The 22,248-nt window shown below is 44.6% G+C and carries 22 protein-coding genes; 21 read left to right on the top strand and 1 reads right to left on the bottom strand.

Translation table 11 applies throughout. From position 1 onward, the window contains the following. The first annotated feature begins 10 nt into the window (after positions 1-10). From E4663_RS07245 to E4663_RS07185, 13 genes are all read left to right on the top strand, one after another. Complete coding sequence (locus E4663_RS07245; protein WP_135327109.1) at positions 11-1,375, top strand: DUF342 domain-containing protein; 1,365 nt, start codon at positions 11-13, stop codon at positions 1,373-1,375. An 80-nt stretch (positions 1,376-1,455) separates the two neighbouring features. Continuing rightward, on the top strand, positions 1,456-1,749 hold the full coding sequence (locus tag E4663_RS07240; RefSeq protein WP_135327108.1) for a hypothetical protein: 294 nt from the start codon (positions 1,456-1,458) through the stop codon (positions 1,747-1,749). 6 nt (positions 1,750-1,755) lie between these two features. After that, entirely contained in the window at positions 1,756-2,232 is a 477-nt protein-coding gene (locus E4663_RS07235; RefSeq protein ID WP_135327107.1) for a DUF6115 domain-containing protein, read from the top strand. A 156-nt stretch (positions 2,233-2,388) separates the two neighbouring features. After that, positions 2,389-3,129: a 30S ribosomal protein S2 gene (rpsB, locus tag E4663_RS07230; RefSeq protein WP_135327106.1), complete on the top strand. Its 741-nt coding sequence runs from the start codon at positions 2,389-2,391 to the stop codon at positions 3,127-3,129. An 84-nt stretch (positions 3,130-3,213) separates the two neighbouring features. Then, positions 3,214-4,098 carry a translation elongation factor Ts gene (gene tsf / locus E4663_RS07225; RefSeq protein ID WP_135327105.1) on the top strand — a complete coding sequence of 295 codons (885 nt, stop codon included), beginning with the start codon at positions 3,214-3,216 and terminating at the stop codon, positions 4,096-4,098. Positions 4,099-4,193: 95 nt separating this feature from the next. Further along, positions 4,194-4,916 (top strand): UMP kinase, encoded by a 723-nt coding sequence (gene pyrH / locus E4663_RS07220; protein WP_079480161.1) that lies wholly within the window; start codon positions 4,194-4,196, stop codon positions 4,914-4,916. Between the two features lie 2 nt (positions 4,917-4,918). Continuing rightward, positions 4,919-5,476, top strand: coding sequence for a ribosome recycling factor (gene frr / locus E4663_RS07215; RefSeq protein ID WP_079480160.1), 558 nt, complete (start codon positions 4,919-4,921; stop codon positions 5,474-5,476). Between the two features lie 188 nt (positions 5,477-5,664). After that, on the top strand, positions 5,665-6,438 hold the full coding sequence (locus tag E4663_RS07210; RefSeq protein WP_079480159.1) for an isoprenyl transferase: 774 nt from the start codon (positions 5,665-5,667) through the stop codon (positions 6,436-6,438). Positions 6,439-6,452: 14 nt separating this feature from the next. Then, positions 6,453-7,253, top strand: a complete 801-nt coding sequence (locus E4663_RS07205) for a phosphatidate cytidylyltransferase (RefSeq protein ID WP_135327104.1) — start codon at positions 6,453-6,455, stop codon at positions 7,251-7,253. Between the two features lie 19 nt (positions 7,254-7,272). Continuing rightward, on the top strand, positions 7,273-8,415 hold the full coding sequence (gene dxr / locus E4663_RS07200) for a 1-deoxy-D-xylulose-5-phosphate reductoisomerase (protein WP_079480157.1): 1,143 nt from the start codon (positions 7,273-7,275) through the stop codon (positions 8,413-8,415). A 16-nt stretch (positions 8,416-8,431) separates the two neighbouring features. Then, the gene (gene rseP, locus E4663_RS07195) at positions 8,432-9,691 is read left to right on the top strand and encodes an RIP metalloprotease RseP (protein ID WP_135327103.1); all 1,260 of its coding nucleotides are present in this window, start codon (positions 8,432-8,434) and stop codon (positions 9,689-9,691) included. Positions 9,692-9,898: 207 nt separating this feature from the next. Then, positions 9,899-11,602, top strand: coding sequence for a proline--tRNA ligase (locus E4663_RS07190; protein WP_135327102.1), 1,704 nt, complete (start codon positions 9,899-9,901; stop codon positions 11,600-11,602). 85 nt (positions 11,603-11,687) lie between these two features. Continuing rightward, entirely contained in the window at positions 11,688-15,980 is a 4,293-nt protein-coding gene (locus E4663_RS07185) for a PolC-type DNA polymerase III (RefSeq protein ID WP_135327101.1), read from the top strand. Between the two features lie 79 nt (positions 15,981-16,059). On the opposite strand, the gene E4663_RS20240 is transcribed toward E4663_RS07185, so the two are convergent. Further along, positions 16,060-16,191: a hypothetical protein gene (locus E4663_RS20240; RefSeq protein WP_277752102.1), complete on the bottom strand. Its 132-nt coding sequence runs from the start codon at positions 16,189-16,191 to the stop codon at positions 16,060-16,062. A 121-nt stretch (positions 16,192-16,312) separates the two neighbouring features. Here E4663_RS20240 and rimP point away from each other — a divergent pair, with 121 nt between their 5' ends. The 8 genes from rimP (at position 16,313) to truB (ending at position 22,229) form a co-directional block, all read left to right on the top strand. Then, on the top strand, positions 16,313-16,786 hold the full coding sequence (gene rimP, locus E4663_RS07180; protein WP_079480153.1) for a ribosome maturation factor RimP: 474 nt from the start codon (positions 16,313-16,315) through the stop codon (positions 16,784-16,786). Positions 16,787-16,800: 14 nt separating this feature from the next. Further along, the gene (nusA, locus tag E4663_RS07175) at positions 16,801-17,907 is read left to right on the top strand and encodes a transcription termination factor NusA (protein ID WP_079480152.1); all 1,107 of its coding nucleotides are present in this window, start codon (positions 16,801-16,803) and stop codon (positions 17,905-17,907) included. 12 nt (positions 17,908-17,919) lie between these two features. Further along, complete coding sequence (gene rnpM / locus E4663_RS07170) at positions 17,920-18,195, top strand: RNase P modulator RnpM (protein WP_079480151.1); 276 nt, start codon at positions 17,920-17,922, stop codon at positions 18,193-18,195. Then, positions 18,192-18,506, top strand: coding sequence for a YlxQ family RNA-binding protein (locus E4663_RS07165; protein WP_079480150.1), 315 nt, complete (start codon positions 18,192-18,194; stop codon positions 18,504-18,506). The genes rnpM and E4663_RS07165 overlap by 4 nt, the downstream gene beginning before the upstream one ends. A gap of 8 nt (positions 18,507-18,514) precedes the next feature. Next, positions 18,515-20,554, top strand: a complete 2,040-nt coding sequence (gene infB, locus E4663_RS07160; RefSeq protein WP_135327100.1) for a translation initiation factor IF-2 — start codon at positions 18,515-18,517, stop codon at positions 20,552-20,554. After that, positions 20,551-20,829: a DUF503 domain-containing protein gene (locus E4663_RS07155; RefSeq protein WP_079480148.1), complete on the top strand. Its 279-nt coding sequence runs from the start codon at positions 20,551-20,553 to the stop codon at positions 20,827-20,829. The genes infB and E4663_RS07155 overlap by 4 nt, the downstream gene beginning before the upstream one ends. Before the next feature lie 77 nt (positions 20,830-20,906). Beyond that, positions 20,907-21,257 (top strand): 30S ribosome-binding factor RbfA, encoded by a 351-nt coding sequence (gene rbfA / locus E4663_RS07150; RefSeq protein WP_079480147.1) that lies wholly within the window; start codon positions 20,907-20,909, stop codon positions 21,255-21,257. 69 nt (positions 21,258-21,326) lie between these two features. After that, positions 21,327-22,229, top strand: coding sequence for a tRNA pseudouridine(55) synthase TruB (gene truB / locus E4663_RS07145; RefSeq protein ID WP_135327099.1), 903 nt, complete (start codon positions 21,327-21,329; stop codon positions 22,227-22,229). Positions 22,230-22,248 lie beyond the last annotated feature (19 nt).

Below are 22,248 nucleotides of genomic sequence, written 5' to 3'. Positions count from 1 at the left end.
TAACAGGTGCGTGGAACTGCATAAACATTTTAAAGTGTCTGTGTCCCATGACAAACTGGAAGCTTACCTAGATCAACTCGAAACATACGAAAAAGTTACAGAAGAGGAACTGCAAGCATTTCTGGAAGAGCATCGTGTTTCCTATGGGATTCTTGAAGAAGAGATTGGACGAATCATTGACAAGGACGAAACCATCCAATATCCATTACTCATCGCCCAAGGGAAGTTTCCTGTTCATGGGAAAGACGGAACGGTAATCTATGATAAAGAAGTAAGCTTTGAAATAAACGAGCATGACCGGGCTAGTTTCAGAGATATCATATCCATCCCGTCCGTAGTGGAAGGGGAAAGGATTGCAGCAATAAAACCCCCGACGAATGGGATACTAGGAAGGAATGTTCATGGGGAAGAATTACCATTCAAGCCAGGGAAGCCTGCTCAGCTGAAGGCGGGGAAGAACACTACCTTTAAACGATCGGATGATGCGTTATACGCAAATATTGCTGGTCAGCTGAGTGCGGATGAACGCTCCTTGCAAGTCCAGCCACTATTTGAAGTAGAGGGCAACCTCGACCTTAGAACAGGCAACCTTGATTTTATCGGGTCGATCATCATAAAAGGGAATGTTCCGACAGGGTTCAAGGTATTCGCTCAAGGGGATATCACAGTGTATGGTTTAGTAGAGGGTGCGAACGTCGTGGCTGGGGGATCCGTTTATGTGTCAGAGGGTATTTCTGGTTTGGGGAAGGGAATTGTGCAGGCTGGTCACGACATACGTGCGGGATATATCAACCAGGCTACAGTAGAAGCTGGACAAGATTTGTTTGTAGAGAACTCCATCCTTCACAGTGACGTGGTAGCGCACCGGAGTGTTTATTGTCAAACTGGCCACATTATCGGTGGAACAACTTCTTCCGGCTTACATATTGAAGCGAAGGATATAGGTAACCGATTGAATACGCCGACAGGACTATATTTAGGCGTCAATAAAAAAGTCGAAGAAAAACAAGCTAAATACAGTCTTTCGTTGAGGCGAAAAGAAGAAGAAAAGCGAAAACTGGTTTTAATCGGTTACAAGCTAGAAGAAAAAGAAGCGACGGGTAATCTGTCAGCTCAAGATCGCGTAATGAAGTTGAGGCAAAGAAATTCTCTGCAGGTTGTGTTAGAGGAGATTGCGGAACTATCAGAACGACTAGAGAAGATGCGTACAACAATAGGAGATTTATCCGGAGTGAAAGTAATAGTTAATGGTAAGGTTTATGGGCAAGTCCACTTAGGGTTCGGAAAGTATCAACACCAGATTCGGAGTGAATACCGAGAGGTGCAGGCATTCTTAGCTGAAGGAGAAATTATCTTACGCTCTTTGTCATCCTAAGAGGATTAAGAGAATGATCAATGACCTGATCTGATATAATCATGGAATACGGAATTCTATATATAGAAGGAAGTGGGTAAATGAGTTGGAAGGCTGTAGAAATGCAGGTAGCGCTCCCTAGAGTACAGGACGCAGGGAAACTTCAAGAGCAGATTGCACAGCGAAACCCTACTTTACAACACTTTGTCAGTCAGAGACAGGAGCAGATCGACCGGAAGAAAAGAACCTCTATCATGCAGCAGGAAAATGTAGAAGAAGCATTGGTGCATGAAAAAGGGGATGGGAGAGAAAGAAGCAAGGAAGGGAAAGCAGGACACCAAGATGAAACAATCGACCATCCCTATCTAGGCAAGAGAATCGATTTTAGTGGGTGACATAGCATGACAATATTTTTACTTATCATCAGTTTTATTATAGATGGAGTGCTTCTACTCGGCATCTTCACCTTGAGTACTCGAATCAAGAAAGCCGAAGAACTCGAGCTCCGTCAGCAGGAAATCGCTAGTGAAATCGAGGGAATGTTCTCATCCTATCTTTTGGAGATCAAGGAAGAGAATCAGCGGATGACAGAATGGATTGAAAGAAAGCCCTCCTTCCATACGGAAACTAGTAATGAGGAACACATAGGTTTTTCCGTAGCGGAGAAATTAAGCACTAAAGAAGGAGCAGGGGACAGTCAACCTGCCGGCTATACGCCACCAGAGCCTGAAGAACAGCCGTCAGGCTATACCCCCTCCGCTTCTTCTGAGATTCTAAAGATGCGCAATAAAGGATATTCTATAGATGATATTGCAAAGCAACTGGACAAGGGTAAGACAGAAGTAGAGCTCTTACTTAAGTTCCACCAAAAAAAATAGCAATTAAACTTGATAGAAGCACTACCTTATGGTATATTTACTGACGGTGTCAATACACACGCCTTTGGATTTCCTTATCGGTTGCTCTCACGAGTTGATAGAGAAAAATGAAAAAGGCGGAGGATACTAAAAAAAACCATTCAGGAGGAAACAAACATGTCTGTAATTTCTATGAAACAGCTACTAGAAGCTGGTGTTCATTTCGGACACCAAACTCGTCGCTGGAACCCGAAAATGAAGAAGTATATCTTCACGGAGCGTAACGGGATCTATATTATCGACCTACAAAAAACAGTTAAGAAAGTAGATGAAGCGTTCAACTACGTACGTGACGTAGCAGCGAACGGTGGTAACGTTCTTTTCGTAGGTACGAAAAAACAAGCACAAGACACAGTGCGTGATGAAGCGACTCGTTGCGGTATGTTCTACATCAACCAGCGTTGGTTGGGCGGAACTCTAACAAACTTTGACACAATCCGTAAGCGTATCAACCGTCTTAAAGACATTGAGCGCATGGAAGAAGACGGTACAACAGACGTACTTCCGAAAAAAGAAGTCGTTGATATGATGAAAGAAAAAGAACGTCTTGTTAAATTCCTAGGCGGTATTAAAGAAATGAAGAGCCTTCCAGATGCAATGTTCGTAATCGACCCTCGTAAAGAGCGTATTGCAATTGCAGAAGCTCACAAACTAAACATCCCAGTTGTCGGTATCGTTGACACGAACTGTGATCCGGATGAGATCGACTATGTAATCCCTGCAAACGACGATGCAATTCGTGCCGTTAAATTGCTAACTTCTAAGATGGCAGACGCTGTTCTTGAAGCGAAGCAAGGGGAAGAGAACGAAACAACTGAAGAAGCTGGAGAAGCAGAAGCTGAAACAGCTGCTGAGTAAGACGTTCGAAAGGTGATAAGGGGGAAGACCTTTTATCACCTTTTTTAAAGAAAATATGCTCACTTAATTAAGGAGGCTTTCAAAATGGCTGTAAACGCTAAGATGGTAAAAGAACTTCGTGAAAAAACTGGTGCTGGAATGATGGATTGTAAAAAAGCACTTACTGAAACAGATGGTGATATGGAAAAAGCGATGGAGTGGCTTCGTGAGAAGGGTATCTCTAAAGCTCAGAAGAAAGCAGACCGTATCGCAGCTGAAGGTGCTGCTGCAATCGAGATCTCCGGTAACACGGCTGTTCTTTTCGAAGTGAACTGTGAAACAGACTTCGTAACGAAAAACGACAGCTTCAAAACGATGCTTCAAGATCTAGGGAAGCACCTAGTATCCCAAAAGCCTGAAACAGTAGAAGCAGCTCTTGAACAACCACTTCACGGTGATGGTCAAAAGCTAGGCGACTACATTACAGATATGATCGCTAAAATCGGTGAGAAGATTTCTCTTCGCCGTTTCGCTCTTAAAGAAAAGACAGACAATGATGCATTCGGTGCTTACCTTCACATGGGCGGTAACATTGGTGTACTAACTGTACTTGAAGGCTCTACAGACGAGCAAGCTGCAAAAGACGTTGCGATGCACGTAGCAGCAGTTAACCCTCGCTATGTTTCTCAGCAGGACATTCCTGAAGAGGAAGCGAACGCAGAGCGCGAAATGCTTAAAACACAAGCATTGAATGAAGGAAAGCCTGAAAACATCGTTGAGAAGATGGTAGAAGGCCGCTTGAACAAATTCTTCGCAGAGATCTGCCTTCTAGAGCAAGATTTCGTTAAAGATCCAGACCAGAAAGTGAAACAGTTCGTTGAAGCTAAAGGCGGACAAATCAATGCTTTCGATCGCTTCGAAGTAGGCGAAGGTATGGAAAAACGTGAAGAAAACTTCGCAGACGAAGTAATGAGTCAAGTTAAAAAATAATGACGTGACAGCATAGGGGACACATCTGTGTTCCCTATTTTCAAAAATGGCTACATATAGTAGCACGATGAAGAAGAAACACACGGGAGGTAACTATGACAACTGCTCGCTATCGTCGTATTGTATTAAAATTGAGCGGAGAAGCCTTGAGTGGCAAAGCTGGTTTCGGTTTGGAGCCTAGCATTATACAATCCGTTTCTCGTCAAGTGAAAGAAGTCGCTGAACTAGGGGTGGAAATTGCCGTAGTAGTTGGCGGCGGTAATATTTGGCGTGGCAAAGTCGGCAGTGAAATGGGCATGGACCGTGCGAATGCTGACTATATGGGAATGCTCGCAACTGTCATGAACTCACTAGCATTGCAAGACAGCCTTGAAAATCAGGGGATTCCAACCCGTGTTCAAACGTCTATTGAAATGAGACAAGTAGCGGAACCTTATATCCGTAGGAAGGCGATTCGCCACTTAGAGAAGAAGCGCGTCGTCATTTTCGCAGCAGGGACAGGTAATCCGTACTTCTCAACCGATACCACCGCTGCGCTAAGAGCTGCTGAGATTGAAGCAGACGTTATTCTAATGGCGAAGAACAATGTGGATGGCGTTTATACGGATGATCCAAAACTAAATGAAGATGCCAAAAAGTATGACGAACTCTCTTACATGGAAGTACTCAATGAGGGACTTGGTGTAATGGATTCAACCGCTTCTTCTTTATGTATGGACAACGACATCGATTTATTGGTATTCTCTATAACTGAAGAAGGTAATATCAAAAAGGCCGTAATGGGCGAAAATATCGGAACCATTGTTAGGGGGAAATAATCATGTCTGAAGCCGTGATTAATGAAACAAAACAACAGATGGAACAAGCTGTACAAGCTTTCTCTCGTCAGTTGGCTACTGTACGTGCCGGCCGTGCGAACCCATCCATCCTAGACAACGTATATGTTGATTACTATGGTGCTGCAACGCCACTTAATCAACTAGCGCAAGTTTCTGCACCAGAACCTCGACTGCTAGTCATTACTCCATATGACAAGACTGCGATTGCAGAGATTGAAAAAGCCATTCAAAAGGCAGACTTAGGACTGTCTCCTTCTAGTGACGGTAATATTGTGCGAATCAATATTCCAGCGCTTACAGAAGAACGCCGTAAACAACTCGCTAAAGTTGTCGGTAAGTATTCTGAAGAAGCGAAGGTACAGGTTCGTAACATCCGTCGTGAGTCTAATGACCGTTTGAAAAAGCTTGAAAAAGACGGAGAACTTACGGAAGATGACCTTCGTTCTTTCCAAGATGATGTTCAGAAGGTAACAGACCAAAACGTCCTCAAAATCGACGAATTGGCGAAGACAAAAGAAGAAGAAATCATGGAAGTGTAATGCTTTCCAGTCCCATGCCATAATGTGTATAAAGCCGCGCTGTTAATGTTTGGCAGCGTGGCTTTTCTTTTTGTAAGGTGATAAGCTGCTAGGGTGGACGCTCGTTTCAGTGGCGCTTTTCATTCGTTTTGGCATGGTGTAGGATAAGAGTATAGAATAGATGGAAGAAATGGACTGGGGGACTAAACATGCCAATCAAGTTTCCATTTATAAAAAAACGGAAAAATGAAGAGCCCTTACCGCAGCCTGTGGGCTTAGATCACACACAAATCCCGAGGCATGTGGCAATTATAATGGACGGGAACGGTAGATGGGCAAAAAATAGAGGAATGCCTAGAATTGCCGGGCACAAAGAAGGCATGGGTGTCGTGAAGAAAATCGTAAGGTTCGCTTCTGATATTGGTGTCGATGTATTGACCCTCTATGCGTTCTCAACAGAAAACTGGAAGCGCCCGAAAAACGAAGTAGAATTCTTAATGAAACTACCGGTGGATTTTTTAAATACATATTTGCCTGAACTCATTGAAAAGAATGTCAGAGTGCAGACGATTGGGGATTTCGATGTTCTACCTCCACATACTAAGAAAGCTGTGGAAGAGGCAATCGAACAGACGAAGCATAACGACGGATTAACCCTGAACTTTGCACTAAACTATGGCAGTCGCTTTGAAATGGTCAATGCAGTCAAGCAAATAGTAACTAAAGTAGAGCGTGGCGAACTGAAACAAACCGATATAGACGAGGAGTTGTTCTCATCTGAACTGTACACCTCTGACTTAGTGGAACCGGATTTGCTTATACGCACTAGTGGCGAACAACGTCTAAGCAACTTCTTATTATGGCAGCTTGCCTATGCAGAGTTTTGGTTCACCGAGGTTTATTGGCCGGATTTCACGGAGAACCACTTCGAAAAAGCGCTCTATGATTACCAAAATCGTAAACGTCGGTATGGCGGAGTATAAGGTGTGAGAGGATTATGAAACAAAGAACCATCACAGCCGTAGTAGCGGCATTGATCTTTATCCCCATCGTCTTCTTCGGTGGGATGATTTTTAATATATTCGTTTATGTTATCGCAAGTATCGCCCTTCTTGAGCTAGTCCGAATGAAGCGGATTTCCCGTTATTCGGTTGCGGCTGGATTAGGTTTATTACTTATGTGGGCGCTTATGCTGCCTTATAAGAGTATTGAAAACTATGTCGATATCACCGAGTTCATTACGAAGTCCGAGATCACGCTGCTAGCGGTACTCGTACTATTAAGCTATACCGTTCTAGTGAAGAACCGCTTCACATTTGACGATGCAGGCTTCTTATTGATCTCTGTCATCTATATCGGTATGGGCTTCAATTACCTGATTGAGACGAGGAGCGGGGGACTTGAATATCTGTTTTTCGCCCTGTTTATCGTATGGGCTACTGATACCGGCGCTTATCTATTCGGCAGGGCTTTCGGTAAGCGAAAGCTATGGCCTCAAATCAGTCCGAAAAAGACAATCGAAGGCTCCGTTGGCGGTATTCTGCTTGCCTGCGCCGTCGCCATCATCTTCCAACTAGTTGCGCCACTTGACCATTCTATGATTATCGTCATCCTCGTTACGATTTTGATATCCATAGCTGGTCAGATAGGAGACCTAGTGGAATCTGCATTCAAACGGCACTACGCCGTGAAAGACTCCGGAAAAATCCTACCTGGACATGGGGGAGTGCTTGATCGGTTTGATAGCCTGATTTTCATTCTGCCTATTCTCCACTTGATCAACTTTATTTCTTTGTAGTGAGAGGAGCTAGTTTTCGATGAAACAAATTGCTTTATTAGGAGCTACAGGGTCTATTGGCGTTCAAACCCTTGACGTCATCCGGCTTCATCCTGACGAATTTAACCTTCACTCGATGGCTTTCGGTCGGAACGTCGAGAAAGCTTTACCGCTCATTAAAGAGTTTAACCCGAAGACGGTCGTGGTTCAGGACGAGGCGACAAAAGATGCGTTATCCAGACTGATCGATCAGCCTATTTATACGGGAACAGAAGGTTTAATTGAGATCAGTGTTGACGATGCTGTAGATGTAGTAGTGAATGCTGTGATGGGAAGTATAGGACTTCCTGCAACGTTGAAAGCAATCGAAGCAAAAAAGACGATAGCGATTGCGAACAAAGAGACGCTAGTAACAGCTGGACATCTTGTCATGTCAGAAGCGAAAAGGCATGGAGTAGAACTTCTGCCGGTTGACAGTGAACACTCAGCTATCTATCAGTCATTGAACGGGGAAAACAAGCAGGATATTCATAAGTTGATCATCACCGCGTCAGGCGGAAGCTTTCGTGATCAGACGAGGGAGGAACTAGTCGGCGTCACGGTAGAAGATGCACTGAACCACCCGAACTGGAGCATGGGGGCAAAGATTACCATCGACTCTGCTTCTATGATGAACAAAGGGCTTGAAGTGATTGAAGCGCACTGGCTTTTTGATGTACCTTATGATCAGATTCATGTTATTCTTCATAGAGAGAGTGTCATTCATTCTATGGTGGAGTTCGTCGACCGAAGTGTGATGGCTCAACTGGGAACACCGGATATGAAAGTGCCGATTCAATATGCACTGACGTATCCGAACAGGCTTGATCTTGAAATGACGAAACAGCTTGACCTAGAAGAAATCGCAACACTACATTTTGAAAAGATGGACATGGTCCGATTCCCTTGTCTACGAATGGCCTATGAGGCAGGACGTGAAGGGGGTTCGATGACGACTGTTTTGAATGCAGCCAATGAGGAAGCCGTTCAATTATTCTTAGAGGGAAAGATTTCCTTCCTGGATATCGAGAGAAAGATCGAGCGAGCACTAGAAGCTCACAAGCGTATTCATAACCCGGACTTATCAACCATACTTTCTATTGATAAGGAAACAAGGAATAAGGTCCGTTTCCACTTAAATTAAAAGGAAGGTGCTTCATTTGACTACAGTGATTGCATTTATACTCATGTTCGGCCTCTTGGTGTTTGTTCATGAGTGGGGGCATCTCATTTTTGCCAAACGCGCCGGTATGCTTGCCCGGGAATTCGCAATTGGCTTTGGTCCGAAAATCTTTGCTTTTACAAAAAACGAAACATTGTACACAATCAGACTCCTGCCTATCGGTGGATATGTACGAGTCGCTGGGGAAGATCCTGAGATTATTGAACTCAAAGCTGGTCACCATATCGGTCTTGAGTTTAATGACGAAGGCAAGGTAAACCGTATCATCGTCAACAATAAATCGAAGCACCCTAACGCAAGAGTCATTGAAGTAGAGCGTGCTGATCTCGATCATCGTCTTGTCATTGAAGGCTATGAAGTAGATGAAGACGAAAAACTGTTCTTTGAAGTCGATCCAAAAGCGATGTTCGTTTTGGATGAGAAAGAGACTCAAATTGCACCTTACGATCGCCAGTTTGCCTCTAAAACCGTGCCACAACGGGCTATGCAGCTCTTCGCTGGTCCAATGATGAACTTTGTGTTAGCGATCGTCCTGTTTATGATCCTCGGTTTTGTACAAGGGGTACCTTCCGACGAAGCGAAGCTTGGTGAAATCCAGGACAACTCCCCAGCGGATCAGGCTGGGCTGATGGCAGGAGATGAGATTGTTTCGATTGACGGAGAGTCTGTCAGCACTTGGGAAGGCTTTACGAGAGTTGTTCGTGAGCATCCAGAAGAGTCGTTGCTCCTGACTGTTAACCGTAACGGAAGTACAGAACAAGTAGAAGTTACACCTGCTGAAGTTACGACAGACCGTGACGAATCGATTGGTCAAGTCGGTGTGAAGAGGGCATTTGAAGATTCGTTTGCTAAAAAGCTGACCTTCGGCTTTACGCAGACTTATGATTGGACAGCTCTCATACTGACAAACTTAGGTAAGCTCGTAACGGGACAGTTCTCACTGGATATGTTGTCTGGTCCTGTAGGTATCTATGATGCAACAGACCAAGTCGTACAGACAGGATTGACGAATTTCGTGATGTGGATGGCTATACTTAGCATCAACCTTGGAATAGTTAACTTACTTCCGCTCCCAGCATTGGATGGAGGCCGCCTGATATTCGTCGGGCTAGAGGCTGTTCGGGGTAAACCGATCGATCCGCAAAAAGAAGGAATCGTACACTTTATCGGGTTTGCTCTGCTAATGCTGCTTATGCTGGTCGTAACATGGAACGATATTCAACGTTTATTCTTATAATCAAATGAGCTGGAAGCCGAATAGAGATAACAGCTCTTTAGAGGCTTCCAGCTTTATTGTTTCTATTTACGGAGGGTGGATCATTACCATCCTCCATACTTTTCTAGAAGTGAATTGTTTATCTTATACAACGAATTTATTATAATAGAACTTAGATGAAATGGTCTTATTACAGAACGAACTATAAAAGATATGAGGTGCTGACGAATGAAACAAAGTCAAATGCTTATTCCAACTCTTAAAGAAGATCCAGCAGACGCAGAAATACAGAGCCATAAGTTATTAACGCGTGCTGGGTACATACGTCAGATCGCGGCAGGTATTTACAGTTTCCTCCCTATCGGACAACGTGTACTTCGGAAAGTAGAAGCGATTGTTCGGGAAGAAATGGAGAAGGTAGGGGCTCATGAAATGATGATGCCTGCATTAGAACCATCTGAACTGTGGAAGGAAACGGGACGCTGGACGACATTCGGGTCAGAACTGATGCGTCTACACGACCGCAATGATCGTGAATTCGCACTTGGTGCGACTCACGAAGAAGTCATTACGAGCCTTGTGCGCCATGAGGTGAAAAGTTATAAACAGCTTCCATTAACTGTTTTCCAAATCCAGAATAAATTCCGTGATGAAGCTCGTCCTAGATTCGGACTGTTGCGCGGTCGGGAATTTCTAATGAAAGACGCATACTCTTTCAATGAGTCGTATGAAAGTTTAGATGAAACGTATCAGAAGATGTTTGATGCCTACTCGAATATCTTCCGCCGATTGGGGCTAAACTTCCGCGCGGTCATTGCAGACTCGGGTGCGATGGGTGGTAAAGACACGCATGAGTTCATGGTGCTCTCAGAAGTAGGCGAAGACGTCATTGCCTATTCAGACACGTCACGCTATGCAGCGAATATCGAAATGGCTCCTGTTGTCGCTACTTATGAGAAAACGGCTGAAGAACCAAGAGCAATGGAGAAAATCGAGACTCCAGGTCAAAAGACGATGCAGCAAGTTGCTGACTACTTAGGTCATGGTCTCGAGCAAGGGTTGAAAGCAATCCTCTTCCAAGTGGATGAAGAATTTGTCCTTGTCGTCACCCGAGGCGACCACGAAGTGAATGATGTAAAACTGAAAAACTTGTTCGATGCGGATATAGTTGAGCTCGCTTCTGAAGAAGACACGAAAAGACTCCTCGGTGCAGGATTCGGTTCGCTTGGGCCTGTGGCGGTCGGAGAAGAGGTAAGAGTGGTTGCCGATCACGCGGTAAATGCATTAGTTAATGTTTCTTGCGGAGCAAACGAAGAAGGGTACCATTATACGAATGTTACACCAGGACAAGACTTTGAGGTAGAGGAATATGCTGATCTTCGCTTCATCAAAGAGGGAGACCCATCACCGGATGGCGAAGGTACTATCAAGTTCGCACGTGGTATCGAAGTGGGACACGTCTTCAAGCTTGGTGAGTTTTATTCTGAACGCATGAATGCAACTTTCCTCAATGATCAAGGGAAAGCGAACACAATGATCATGGGGTCTTATGGTATAGGGGTGTCTCGTACGCTAGCTGCCATTGTAGAACAGTACCATGACGAACGTGGTATTACATGGCCAGCCAATGTTGCACCATATCAAGTTCATCTACTTTCCATGAATCCAAAGAAAGAGGATCAGAAGGAATTGGCAGATCAGCTGTATGACACGCTTCTTGAGGCTGGTATCGAGGTATTGTACGATGATCGTAAAGAGCGTGCGGGAGTGAAATTTGCGGATAGTGATTTATTCGGAATCCCTGTACGTGTGACGGTAGGTAAACGTGCTTCAGAAGGAATTGTCGAAGTGAAAGAGCGTACTACCGGTGAACAAAATGAATTAAGCCATGATGAGATAGTGGGATACGTTAAGAATTGGTACAGCGCATAAAAACGGTGGAAACGCCCAGGCATATTTCTAGCCCTGAGGCGTTTCCGTTTGTTCGGAGAAGACTTGTAGAAAGAGGGGAACTCACATGAGTGTGAACAATCAGGAAAAAATGCATTACTTACTGGAACAGATCCAATTCCCTCATGATTTAATAGAGCCTCATTTTAAAGAGAGTGCATTGAGGAAGCTGATTGTCCATAAGGAGAGAAAGCAGTGGCATTTCCATTTTGATCTACCCAGGCCATTACCGCCGTCAGTCTATGATTTGTTTACTGCAAAACTAATATCCACTTTCCGGCCAATTGCGGAAGTTGATTGGACGATGGAGACAAGAAATAAAGAACTGACAGCAGAGGAAGTTGTAGAGTATTGGCAGAGTTTTATCAAAACGATGACCGACCTGTCACCTGGCTATAAGGATTTACTAATGGAACAGGTTCCTGAAGTGAACGGTAATAAGGTTATGTTAACTTGTAGGAATTTGGCTGAGAGCCATGCCGTCAAAAAGAAGATCGAAGCGCCGCTTCAAGCCTATTGCACGAAGTCCGGTTTGCCGTCCCTTATGTTCTCGACAAGAGTGCAGGAGGAAAGAGAGCAAATTAAGAAATTCCATGAAGAGCGTCAGAAAGAAGATAAACTTCTTGTCCAACAAGCAGTGAAGGATCAGGAAGAGCGGGCAAAAGATAAAGATGATTCGAAGCCGAAAGGTCCACTTGAAATCGGGTATAAAATTCAGGACGACCCGGTTCCGATGGAAACCATTGAAGAAGAGGAACGCCGCATGACCGTTCAGGGCTATATCTTTGACACAGAGGTCAAAGAGTTGCGTTCAGGTCGTCACCTGTTGCTTCTGAAAGTGACGGATTACACGGATTCTTTTTCAATCAAAATGTTCTCACGAGGCGACGATCATGCCGAGTTATTCAAACACATCAGTAAAGGGATGTGGATCAAAGCTCGTGGGGGAATTCAAACAGACAACTTCACGAATGAACTTACGATGATGGCGAATGACCTCAACGAAGTGAAGCCTTTAGTGCGCAAAGACGATGCGCCTGAAGGAGAAAAGAGAATAGAACTTCATGCTCATACAACAATGAGTATGATGGATGCACCTGTATCACCGGACCGTTTGGTCAAACAAGCAGGCGATTGGGGACATGAAGCTATTGCAATCACCGATCACGCTGTTGTACAAGCCTATCCAGATGCGCACGGAGCAGGTAAAAAGAATGGGGTCAACATTATTTACGGGATGGAAGCTAATCTTGTGGATGACGGGGTACCGATTGCATATGAAGAGCAGGACCGTGACCTGGAATCTGACACGTATGTTGTCTTTGACGTCGAGACAACGGGTTTATCTGCTGTTTACGATAAAATCATTGAGCTTGCAGCTGTAAAAGTTCAAGGCGGTGAAATCATCGATCGGTTTGAACGCTTTGCTAATCCACACCAACCATTGTCACAAACGACGATAGATCTAACAGGTATCACAGATGACATGGTGAAAGATGCACCGGAGATCGGGGACGTCTTACGTGACTTCCATGAATGGATGAAAGACGATATCCTGGTCGCACACAATGCGAGCTTTGACATGGGGTTCTTGAATGCTGGCTTCCAGCGGATCGATCTTGGTAAATCAACAAACCCAGTCATAGATACGCTTGAACTAGCAAGGCTTCTCGTACCAGAATTGAAGAATCACCGACTGAACACGCTTTGTAAGAAGTTCGATATCGAACTTACCCAGCACCACCGTGCTATTTATGATGCAGAGGCGACCGGGTATCTATTGTGGAAGCTTCTGAAAAAGGCGCTTGAACGCGGCATAACAAATCACCAAAATTTGAATGACTATATGGGAGAAGGTAAAGCTTATCAACGCTCAAGGCCATCCCACTGTATTTTATTAGTTCAGAACAATACTGGTTTAAAGAACTTGTACAGGTTAGTGTCTGAGTCTCACCTCAATTATTTCTATCGAGTACCTCGTATCCCGCGGTCCAGATTGCAGAAATATAGAGAAGGGATACTGATCGGATCTGGGTGTGACAAGGGGGAAGTGTTTGAAACGATGATGCAGAAGTCAGAAGAGGAAGCGGAGAAAGTAGCTGACTTCTATGATTATCTGGAAATCCAACCCCCTGGTAACTACTATCATCTTTTGGAGAAGGATCTTGTTCAGAATGAGGCTCAAATCTATGACATCTTGAAAAAGATTGTTGCAATGGGAGAACGTATGGGTAAAACAGTCGTTGCGACAGGTAATACTCATTACGTAGAGCCTCATGAAGGCCAGTACCGTCAAATTCTGATTAAGTCTCAAAACGGTAACCCTTTGGCTCGACAAACACTTCCGAAAGTCCATTTCAAAACAACAAATGAGATGATCGAAGAGTTGAGCTTTTTAGGGGAAGACAAGGCAAAAGAAGTCGTCGTCACCAATACCCATAAAGTCGCCGGACAAATCGGCGAGGTCAATCCGGTGAAAGATGATTTGTACACTCCTAATATTGAAGGCGCAGATGATGAAATTCGTCAAATGTCCTATGGAAAAGCAGAAAGTATTTACGGTGCGCCGATTCCGAAGCTCGTTGAGGAAAGGCTTGAGAAAGAGTTAAAGAGTATCATCGATAACGGGTTCTCGGTTATTTACTTGATCTCTCAGAAGCTTGTAACGAAGTCCCTTGAGGATGGGTATCTTGTAGGCTCCCGTGGTTCAGTAGGGTCCTCCTTTGTCGCTACGATGACCGACATAACAGAAGTGAACCCATTACCTCCTCACTACGTGTGTCCGGATTGCCAGTATCATGAATTCTTCACCGATGGGTCGGTAGGTAGTGGGTTTGACTTGCCTGAGAAAGACTGTCCCGAATGTTCAACTGCCATGAAGAAAGACGGTCAGGATATTCCATTTGAGACCTTCCTTGGGTTCAAAGGGGATAAAGTCCCTGATATCGATTTGAACTTCTCAGGTGAATACCAACCTCAGGCACACAACTACACCAAAGTACTATTCGGTGAAGATAATGTGTATCGTGCCGGAACAATTGGTACGATTGCTGAAAAGACGGCTTATGGGTACGTGAAGGGATATGCAGGTGACAATCAGCTCCAATTTAAGAATGCGGAAGTGGACCGGCTGGTACAAGGGTGTCAGGGTGTAAAACGGACCACTGGCCAGCACCCTGGAGGGATCATCGTTGTTCCTGATTACATGGATATCTTTGATTTCTCTCCGATTCAATTCCCTGCTGATGATCAGAAGTCAGAGTGGAAAACGACACACTTCGATTTCCATTCCATTCACGATAACTTGTTGAAGCTAGATATTCTCGGACACGATGACCCGACCGTGATTCGCATGCTTCAAGATTTGAGTGGAATCGATCAGAAAGAGATCCCCGTTGACGACCCGGAAGTCATGAAGATTTTCAGCGGGCCTGAGGCACTGGGAGTCACCGAAGAGCAAATCATGTGTAAAACAGGAACACTAGGGGTTCCAGAGTTCGGAACGAGATTTGTTCGTCAAATGCTCGAAGATACGAAGCCGAAGACTTTTGCCGAGCTTGTCATTATATCTGGTCTGTCACACGGGACAGATGTATGGCTTGGAAATGCGGAACAACTGATCAATGACGGTATTTGTACTCTTCCTGAAGTAATCGGGTGCCGTGACGATATCATGGTTTACCTGATGCACAAAGGACTTGAGCCTTCACTTGCCTTTAAAATAATGGAGTTTGTCCGTAAAGGACGAGGCCTCCAAGATGAATGGATAGAAGAAATGAAGAAACACGGCGTGCCGGATTGGTATATTGATTCTTGTAAGAAAATCAAGTACATGTTCCCGAAAGCCCACGCTGCTGCTTATGTGCTCATGGCCGTAAGGATCGCTTACTTCAAAGTGCACTATCCTATCTACTTTTACGCAGCCTACTTCACAGTTCGTGCAGGTGATTTTGATTTGGAGACTATGGTTAAAGGGTCAGATGCAATCCGCGCTAGAATTCAAGAGATTCAACAAAAAGGATTTGACGCCACGCCAAAAGAGAAAAACCTTGTCACTGTCCTTGAATTAGCCTTGGAAATGTGTGAACGCGGCTATCATTTCAAAAATGTAGATCTCTATGAATCAAGTGCCACAGACTTCATCGTAGAAGGGAATGGACTTATTCCGCCATTTAACGCTGTAGATGGTCTTGGAACGAACGCTGCTATCAATATTGTGAACGCACGCAAGGAGGGAGAATTCCTTTCTAAGCAGGACCTCCGTGAGCGAAGCAAGATATCGAAGACCGTTCTTGAATACCTTGATAATTTCGGCTGTCTGGAAGGAATGCCGGATGAGAACCAGCTGTCGTTGTTTTAAAGTACCTGACTTGAAGCAGCTCTTATACCTTCAATAATCCTGGTTGATTTGCATAATTCAAGCATGTATGGTATATTTTTTATGGTGTTAAGAGCGATAGAAACGACCGGAAGAGTGGGGCAACCCACTCTTTCGTCATATTTATTGCCAACGATGGATTTTGTAGAGGCATCATGCCTGCGTGACACGGAACCGCTATGATATTAGTCATAGCGGTTTCTCATGCATGGCAGAACAAACCCCTTCTAGGCGGACATGAAAATGAAACAGCCAAAACACAGCCATAATAAGACACATATATGGAGAATTGGTTATCAAAAGGAGGGAACTACATGAGCAATCATGTTGTAACCGTGACAGAAGAACTTGTTCAACCCATACTAGATGAGATGAAATTGGAGCTCGTTGATGTCGTGTTCGAACAAGAAGGATCCAATTGGTACTTACGCGTTTTCATCGACAAGCCAGGAGGCGTCGATATTGAGGAATGTGGACAAGTATCCGAGCAGCTTAGTGAAAAGCTCGACGAAAAAGATCCCATTGATATTGCATACTTCCTAGAAGTCGCATCTCCGGGAGCGGAGCGACCACTTAAAACGGAACAGGATTTTGAGAAGTACGTAGGGGAATATGTGTACATGAAGCTTTATGAACCGATTGATGGGGAGAAAGAGTTTGAAGGTACACTGGTCTCTTTTGAAGATAACCTTGCGGTAGTAGAAATCAAAATCAAAACAAGAAAGAAAAAACTTGAAATACCATTCAATAAAATTGCCAAAGCCAATTTGGCGGTCAGCTTTAATTAAGGGGGAGAAAACAGTTGAGTAGTGAATTATTTGATGCCATGAATTATCTAGAAAAGGAAAAGGGCATCGACAAAGACTTATTGCTCGAGGCGCTAGAAGCAGCGCTCATTTCAGCGTATAAGAAGAATTTCAATTCCGCAACGAACGTACGTGTAGACATTAATGAAGACGAAGGCGTTATGAAGGTTTTTGCCCGTAAAGAGATTGTGGACGAAGTAATGGATCCACAAGAAGAGATCTCTTTGGATGAGGCGAAAGAAATCGATCCGAATTACGGAATCGAAGACGTAATCGAAGTAGAAGTGACGCCGATGGACTTCGGTCGTATTGCAGCACAAGCAGCTAAGCAAGTGGTAACGCAGCGTGTACGTGAAGCAGAGCGTGGCATCATTTACGGGGAGTATGTGGATCGTGAAGAAGATGTCATGACGGGGATTATCCAACGAAAAGACCCACGCTTCGTCTATGTGAATCTAGGTAAAATTGAAGCACGTTTACCAGAAGGCGAACAGATGCCGACTGAAACATACGAAGTGCACGATCGTCTGAAGGTATTTGTGACCAAGGTCGAGAACTCGAACAAAGGTCCTCATATTTATGTGTCCCGCACACATCCGGGCTTGTTGAAGCGTCTTTTCGAAATGGAAGTACCAGAAATTTACGACGGGACAGTAGAAGTCATCTCTGTTGCACGTGAAGCCGGAGATCGTTCGAAGATTTCCGTCTATGCAGAAAACCAAGAGATTGATCCGGTTGGTTCGTGTGTAGGCCAGCGTGGCCAGCGTGTACAAACGATCGTAAATGAGCTTAAAGGGGAAAAAATCGACATCGTACAGTGGTCAGAAGACCCTGTTGAGTATGTTTCCAATGCCCTTAGTCCATCCAAAGTCGTCGAAGTCCTAGTTGATGAGGAAGAAAAAGCGACTACGGTCATCGTACCAGATTACCAATTGTCTCTAGCAATCGGGAAGCGTGGGCAGAATGCTCGTCTTGCTGCTAAGCTTACAGGCTGGAAGATTGATATCAAGAGTGAGACGGAAGCCCGTGAAGAAGGCCTTCTAGGTGAAGGTACGGAAGTGGAAGACGAACTCGACACTGAAGACGAATGGTCTGAAGAATAAGGAGGGGGAGCAATGGCCCGTTCCAAGCAAAAAACACCACTACGTAAATGTGTGGTTACTCAAGAAATGTATCCGAAGCAACAATTGATCCGTGTCGTTCGAAACAAAGAGGGAGAGGTTTTCGTCGACCAGACTGGTAAGAAGAACGGCCGTGGTGCTTACATCTCAAAAGATCTCGATGTGATTGAGCGCGCGGAGAAACAGGAAGTCTTGAATCGTCATCTAAAAACGAAAGTAGACCCTGAAATCTATGAACAGTTAAAAGCAATCATCGAGGACGAATCATGAGTGGCGGTTATTTAAATCTTCTTGGACTCGCAGTGCGTGCGGGTAAATGCACGCTCGGAGAAGAGGCGATTGTCCGGGATATTCAGAGAAAAAAAGCCAAAATCGTCCTGATTGCAGAAGATACGGGAAAACAAACTAAGAAAAAGCTCACAGATAAGTGTAGCTTTTATCATATACCTTGCTATACGGTGGATGAACGGGATAAGTTATCACAAGCCATCGGAAAGGAAGGAAGAGTCGCGATCGCAGTTCTTGACCAAGGATTTGCGAAAAAGTTGCAATCGCTGCTCGATGAATCTATTCGGGGGTGAAGATTGATATGAGTAAAATGCGCGTATATGAATATGCAAAGAAGAACGAATTATCAAGTAAGCAGGTCATCAATAAACTTCAAAAAATGAACATTGAAGTGAACAACCACATGTCAACACTAGATGACGGGGTTGCTCAAAAGTTGGATCACGAATTTGGAATCGGTCAGAAAAAGGACCAAAACCAAAACTCCAACAAACCGAAACAAAAACAAAAATCGAATCAGAATAAGAAAAACCAAAAACCTAATCAGCAGAACCAAAAGCAACAACCAAAGAAACAACAGTCCAAAGCACCTGGGAAAATTACTTACTCAGGTTCGTTAACGGTAGGCGAATTAGCGGAGAAGCTTGGTAAAGATTCTTCAGAAATCATTAAAAAGCTTATGTCCTTGGGTGTAATGGCTACGAAAAACCAAGATCTAGACTCTGATTCCATTGAATTGATCGCTGATGAATTCGGCGTAGAAGTTGAAGAAGAAGTGGTTGTCGATGATACAGACATCGAGAACATGGTTTTCGACGATGAGCCTGAAGACTTGCAAGAGCGCCCAGCTGTCATTACGATCATGGGACACGTCGACCACGGTAAAACGACGCTCCTTGACAGAATCCGTGATACGAAAGTAACAGAAGGCGAAGCTGGTGGAATTACCCAGCACATCGGTGCCTACCAAATCGAGAATAACGGTAAGAAAATTACGTTCCTCGATACACCAGGTCACGCAGCTTTCACAAGTATGCGTTCCCGCGGTGCCCAGGTAACAGACGTAGCGATCCTCGTTGTCGCGGCGGACGATGGTGTGATGCCTCAGACAAAAGAAGCGATCAGCCACGCCAAAGCGGCTGAAGTACCAATTATCGTTGCTGTAAACAAGATGGATAAAGAGGGCGCAAACCCTGATCGTGTTATGCAGGAACTCATGGAGTACGAATTGATCGCTGAAGATTACGGCGGTGAAACAATCTTCGTTAAAATGTCTGCCGTCCAAGGCGAAGGAATCGAAGAACTACTCGAAATGGTTACACTTGTTTCTGAAATGGAAGAGTTGAAAGCGAACCCGAACCGCCAAGCATACGGTACAGTCATCGAAGCGGAACTCGATAAAGGCCGTGGACCTGTAGCTACACTTCTTGTCCAAAACGGAACGCTTAATGTGGGAGACCCACTTGTAGTTGGAAATGCTCACGGTCGTGTACGTGCGATGGTGAACGACATCGGGCGCCGCGTGAAGACAGCTGCACCTTCCACACCTGTTGAAATCACCGGTCTTAACAGCGTACCTCAAGCAGGAGATCGTTTCCTTGCATTTGACGATGAGAAGAAAGCCAAGTCTGTCGGCGAAGCTCGTGCTCAAAAAGCATTGGAAGAAAACCGTAGTGCAACAGCGAAAGTGAGTCTGGATGACTTGTTTGAACAGATCAAGCAAGGGGACGTCAAAGACATCAACTTAATCGTTAAAGGGGATGTTCAAGGGTCTGTCGAAGCATTAACCGGCTCTCTTGAGAAAATTGAAGTTGAAGGTGTGAAAGTCAAGATCATTCATACTGGTGTAGGTGCAATCACCGAATCAGATGTAACCCTTGCTTCTGCCTCAAATGCAATCATTATCGGTTTCAACGTACGTCCTGATGGGAATGCTAGAAAAGCGGCAGAATCAGAAAACGTAGAGATTCGCCTTCATAACATCATCTATAAAGTGATGGAAGAAATCGAATCGGCGATGAAAGGTATGTTGGATCCAGAATATGAAGAACAAATCATCGGACAAGTAGAAGTTCGTGAAATCTTCAAAGTATCCAAAGTTGGTACGATTGCTGGTTCTTACGTTACAGACGGGAAAATCACACGTCACTCTGGCGTGCGCGTCATCCGTGATGGGGTCGTCATTTATGAGGGCGAGATCGATGCCTTGAAACGTTATAAAGACGATGCGAAAGAAGTAGCCCAAGGCTATGAATGTGGTATTACCGTCAAGAACTTCAACGATATTAAAGTTGGAGACATCATTGAGCCATATGAAATGAAAGAAATCGAGCGTAAATGATTCTAAGCGCTGAAGTAGAATGTCTGATCTATGATGCTCAGTCTTTGAAACAGAAGCGCTCCGTTGTTAAACGGATCATTACTAGAATTCAAAATGATTTTAACGTAGCCGTCAGCGAACTGGATCATCAAAATCTGTGGCAACGGACTACGATTGGACTTGTCACGATCAACAGTGACAAGGTCATTGCAGAGAAAACGATTCAGCAGACACTAGCGTTTATTGATTCGTTTCCAGAAATAGAGCGCACTGACACCTTTCTGGAATGGTTATAAACGGGCTGTGAAAGTCGTTTGAGTCGGGCGCCCGCGAGGTGCCCCGGCTCTCTTTAACTAAAAAGAGGTGAACGAACATGAACGATTTACGTGCGAACCGTGTCGGCGAGCAGATGAAAAAAGAGCTTAGTGACATCCTCAATAAGAAAATCAAAGACCCGCGTGTGGGTTTTGTCACTGTAACAGAAGTTAAGGTTACTGGGGACCTGCAACAGGCAAAGGTTTATATCTCCGTACTTGGGGATGATAAACAACGTCATGATACACTTGTAGGACTTGCGAAAGCGAAAGGCTTCATCCGCTCTGAGATCGGTCAGCGCATTCGTCTGCGCAAAACACCGGAAATTATGTTTGAGTTTGACGAAGCCATTGAGCGAGGAAACCGTATCGAAACGATTCTTCGCGATTTGAACGATACCGATAGTTAATGAAATCCGTGCCTTTGTGCACGGATTTTATCTGTACATATCATTAACAGAAGAAAAGAGGTGGAGGATATGGATGGAATCCTTCCTCTATGGAAGCCAAAGGGCTATACATCACATGATTGCGTCAGTAAAGCAAGAGGCATGCTGAGAACAAGGAAAATTGGTCATACAGGCACACTGGACCCGGATGTGGAGGGAGTTCTCCCTCTTTGTGTTGGCAAAGCAACGAAGATTGTCCCATTCTTGACAGATACGGAAAAGGTGTACGAGGCGACGGTGAGACTTGGTTCTACAACCGACACCGAAGATGCATCCGGTCAGACACTTGAGACAAAAGCGGTTTCCTCCTCCTTGTCCTTGGCAGAAGTACGTGGCATTTTGGAGACGTTTGAAGGAGAAATCGTTCAAATCCCACCGATGTATTCCGCGGTCAAAGTAAACGGAAAGAAGCTGTATGAGTATGCAAGAGAGGGAGTGGAGGTCGAACGTCCGTCTAGAAAGGTGAACGTCAAATCCATTGAGCTCCTTTCTGATGATGTAACACGGGAAGCGGACTCTGCTACTTTCTCTATTCGCGTAGTCTGCTCCAAAGGGACTTATATCCGTACGCTTTGTGTCGATATTGGGAAAGCTCTCGGGTACCCTGCACATATGGCTTCCCTTATTCGTACGAAAACAGGGGATATAGAAGAGGATGAATGTTACACCATGGAGGAAGTCCAAGAAGCGGCAGATGCTGGAGAACAAGAGTCATTATTGTTACCACTTGCCCGTGGGCTGAATCATATGGTTTCATGGAAGGTAGAAGAGAATTTGGTCTCATGGATTCACAACGGGCGTGTGCTCGAGAAACCGGAAGATGTAAACGCGAGTGAATTTGTCGTGAAATACAAGGATGAAGTGCTGGCGATCTATCAACAACATCCTGAAAAGCCCGGATTGATTAAGCCCGTTCGAGTTTTTCAGCCCTAGTACTAATAAAGCAGGTGAA

Origin of the sequence: Halobacillus salinus (genome assembly GCF_004684905.1) — a bacterium.
GTDB classification, from domain to species: domain Bacteria; phylum Bacillota; class Bacilli; order Bacillales; family Halobacillaceae; genus Halobacillus; species Halobacillus salinus.
This window is presented reverse-complemented; position numbering and strand designations above follow the sequence as displayed.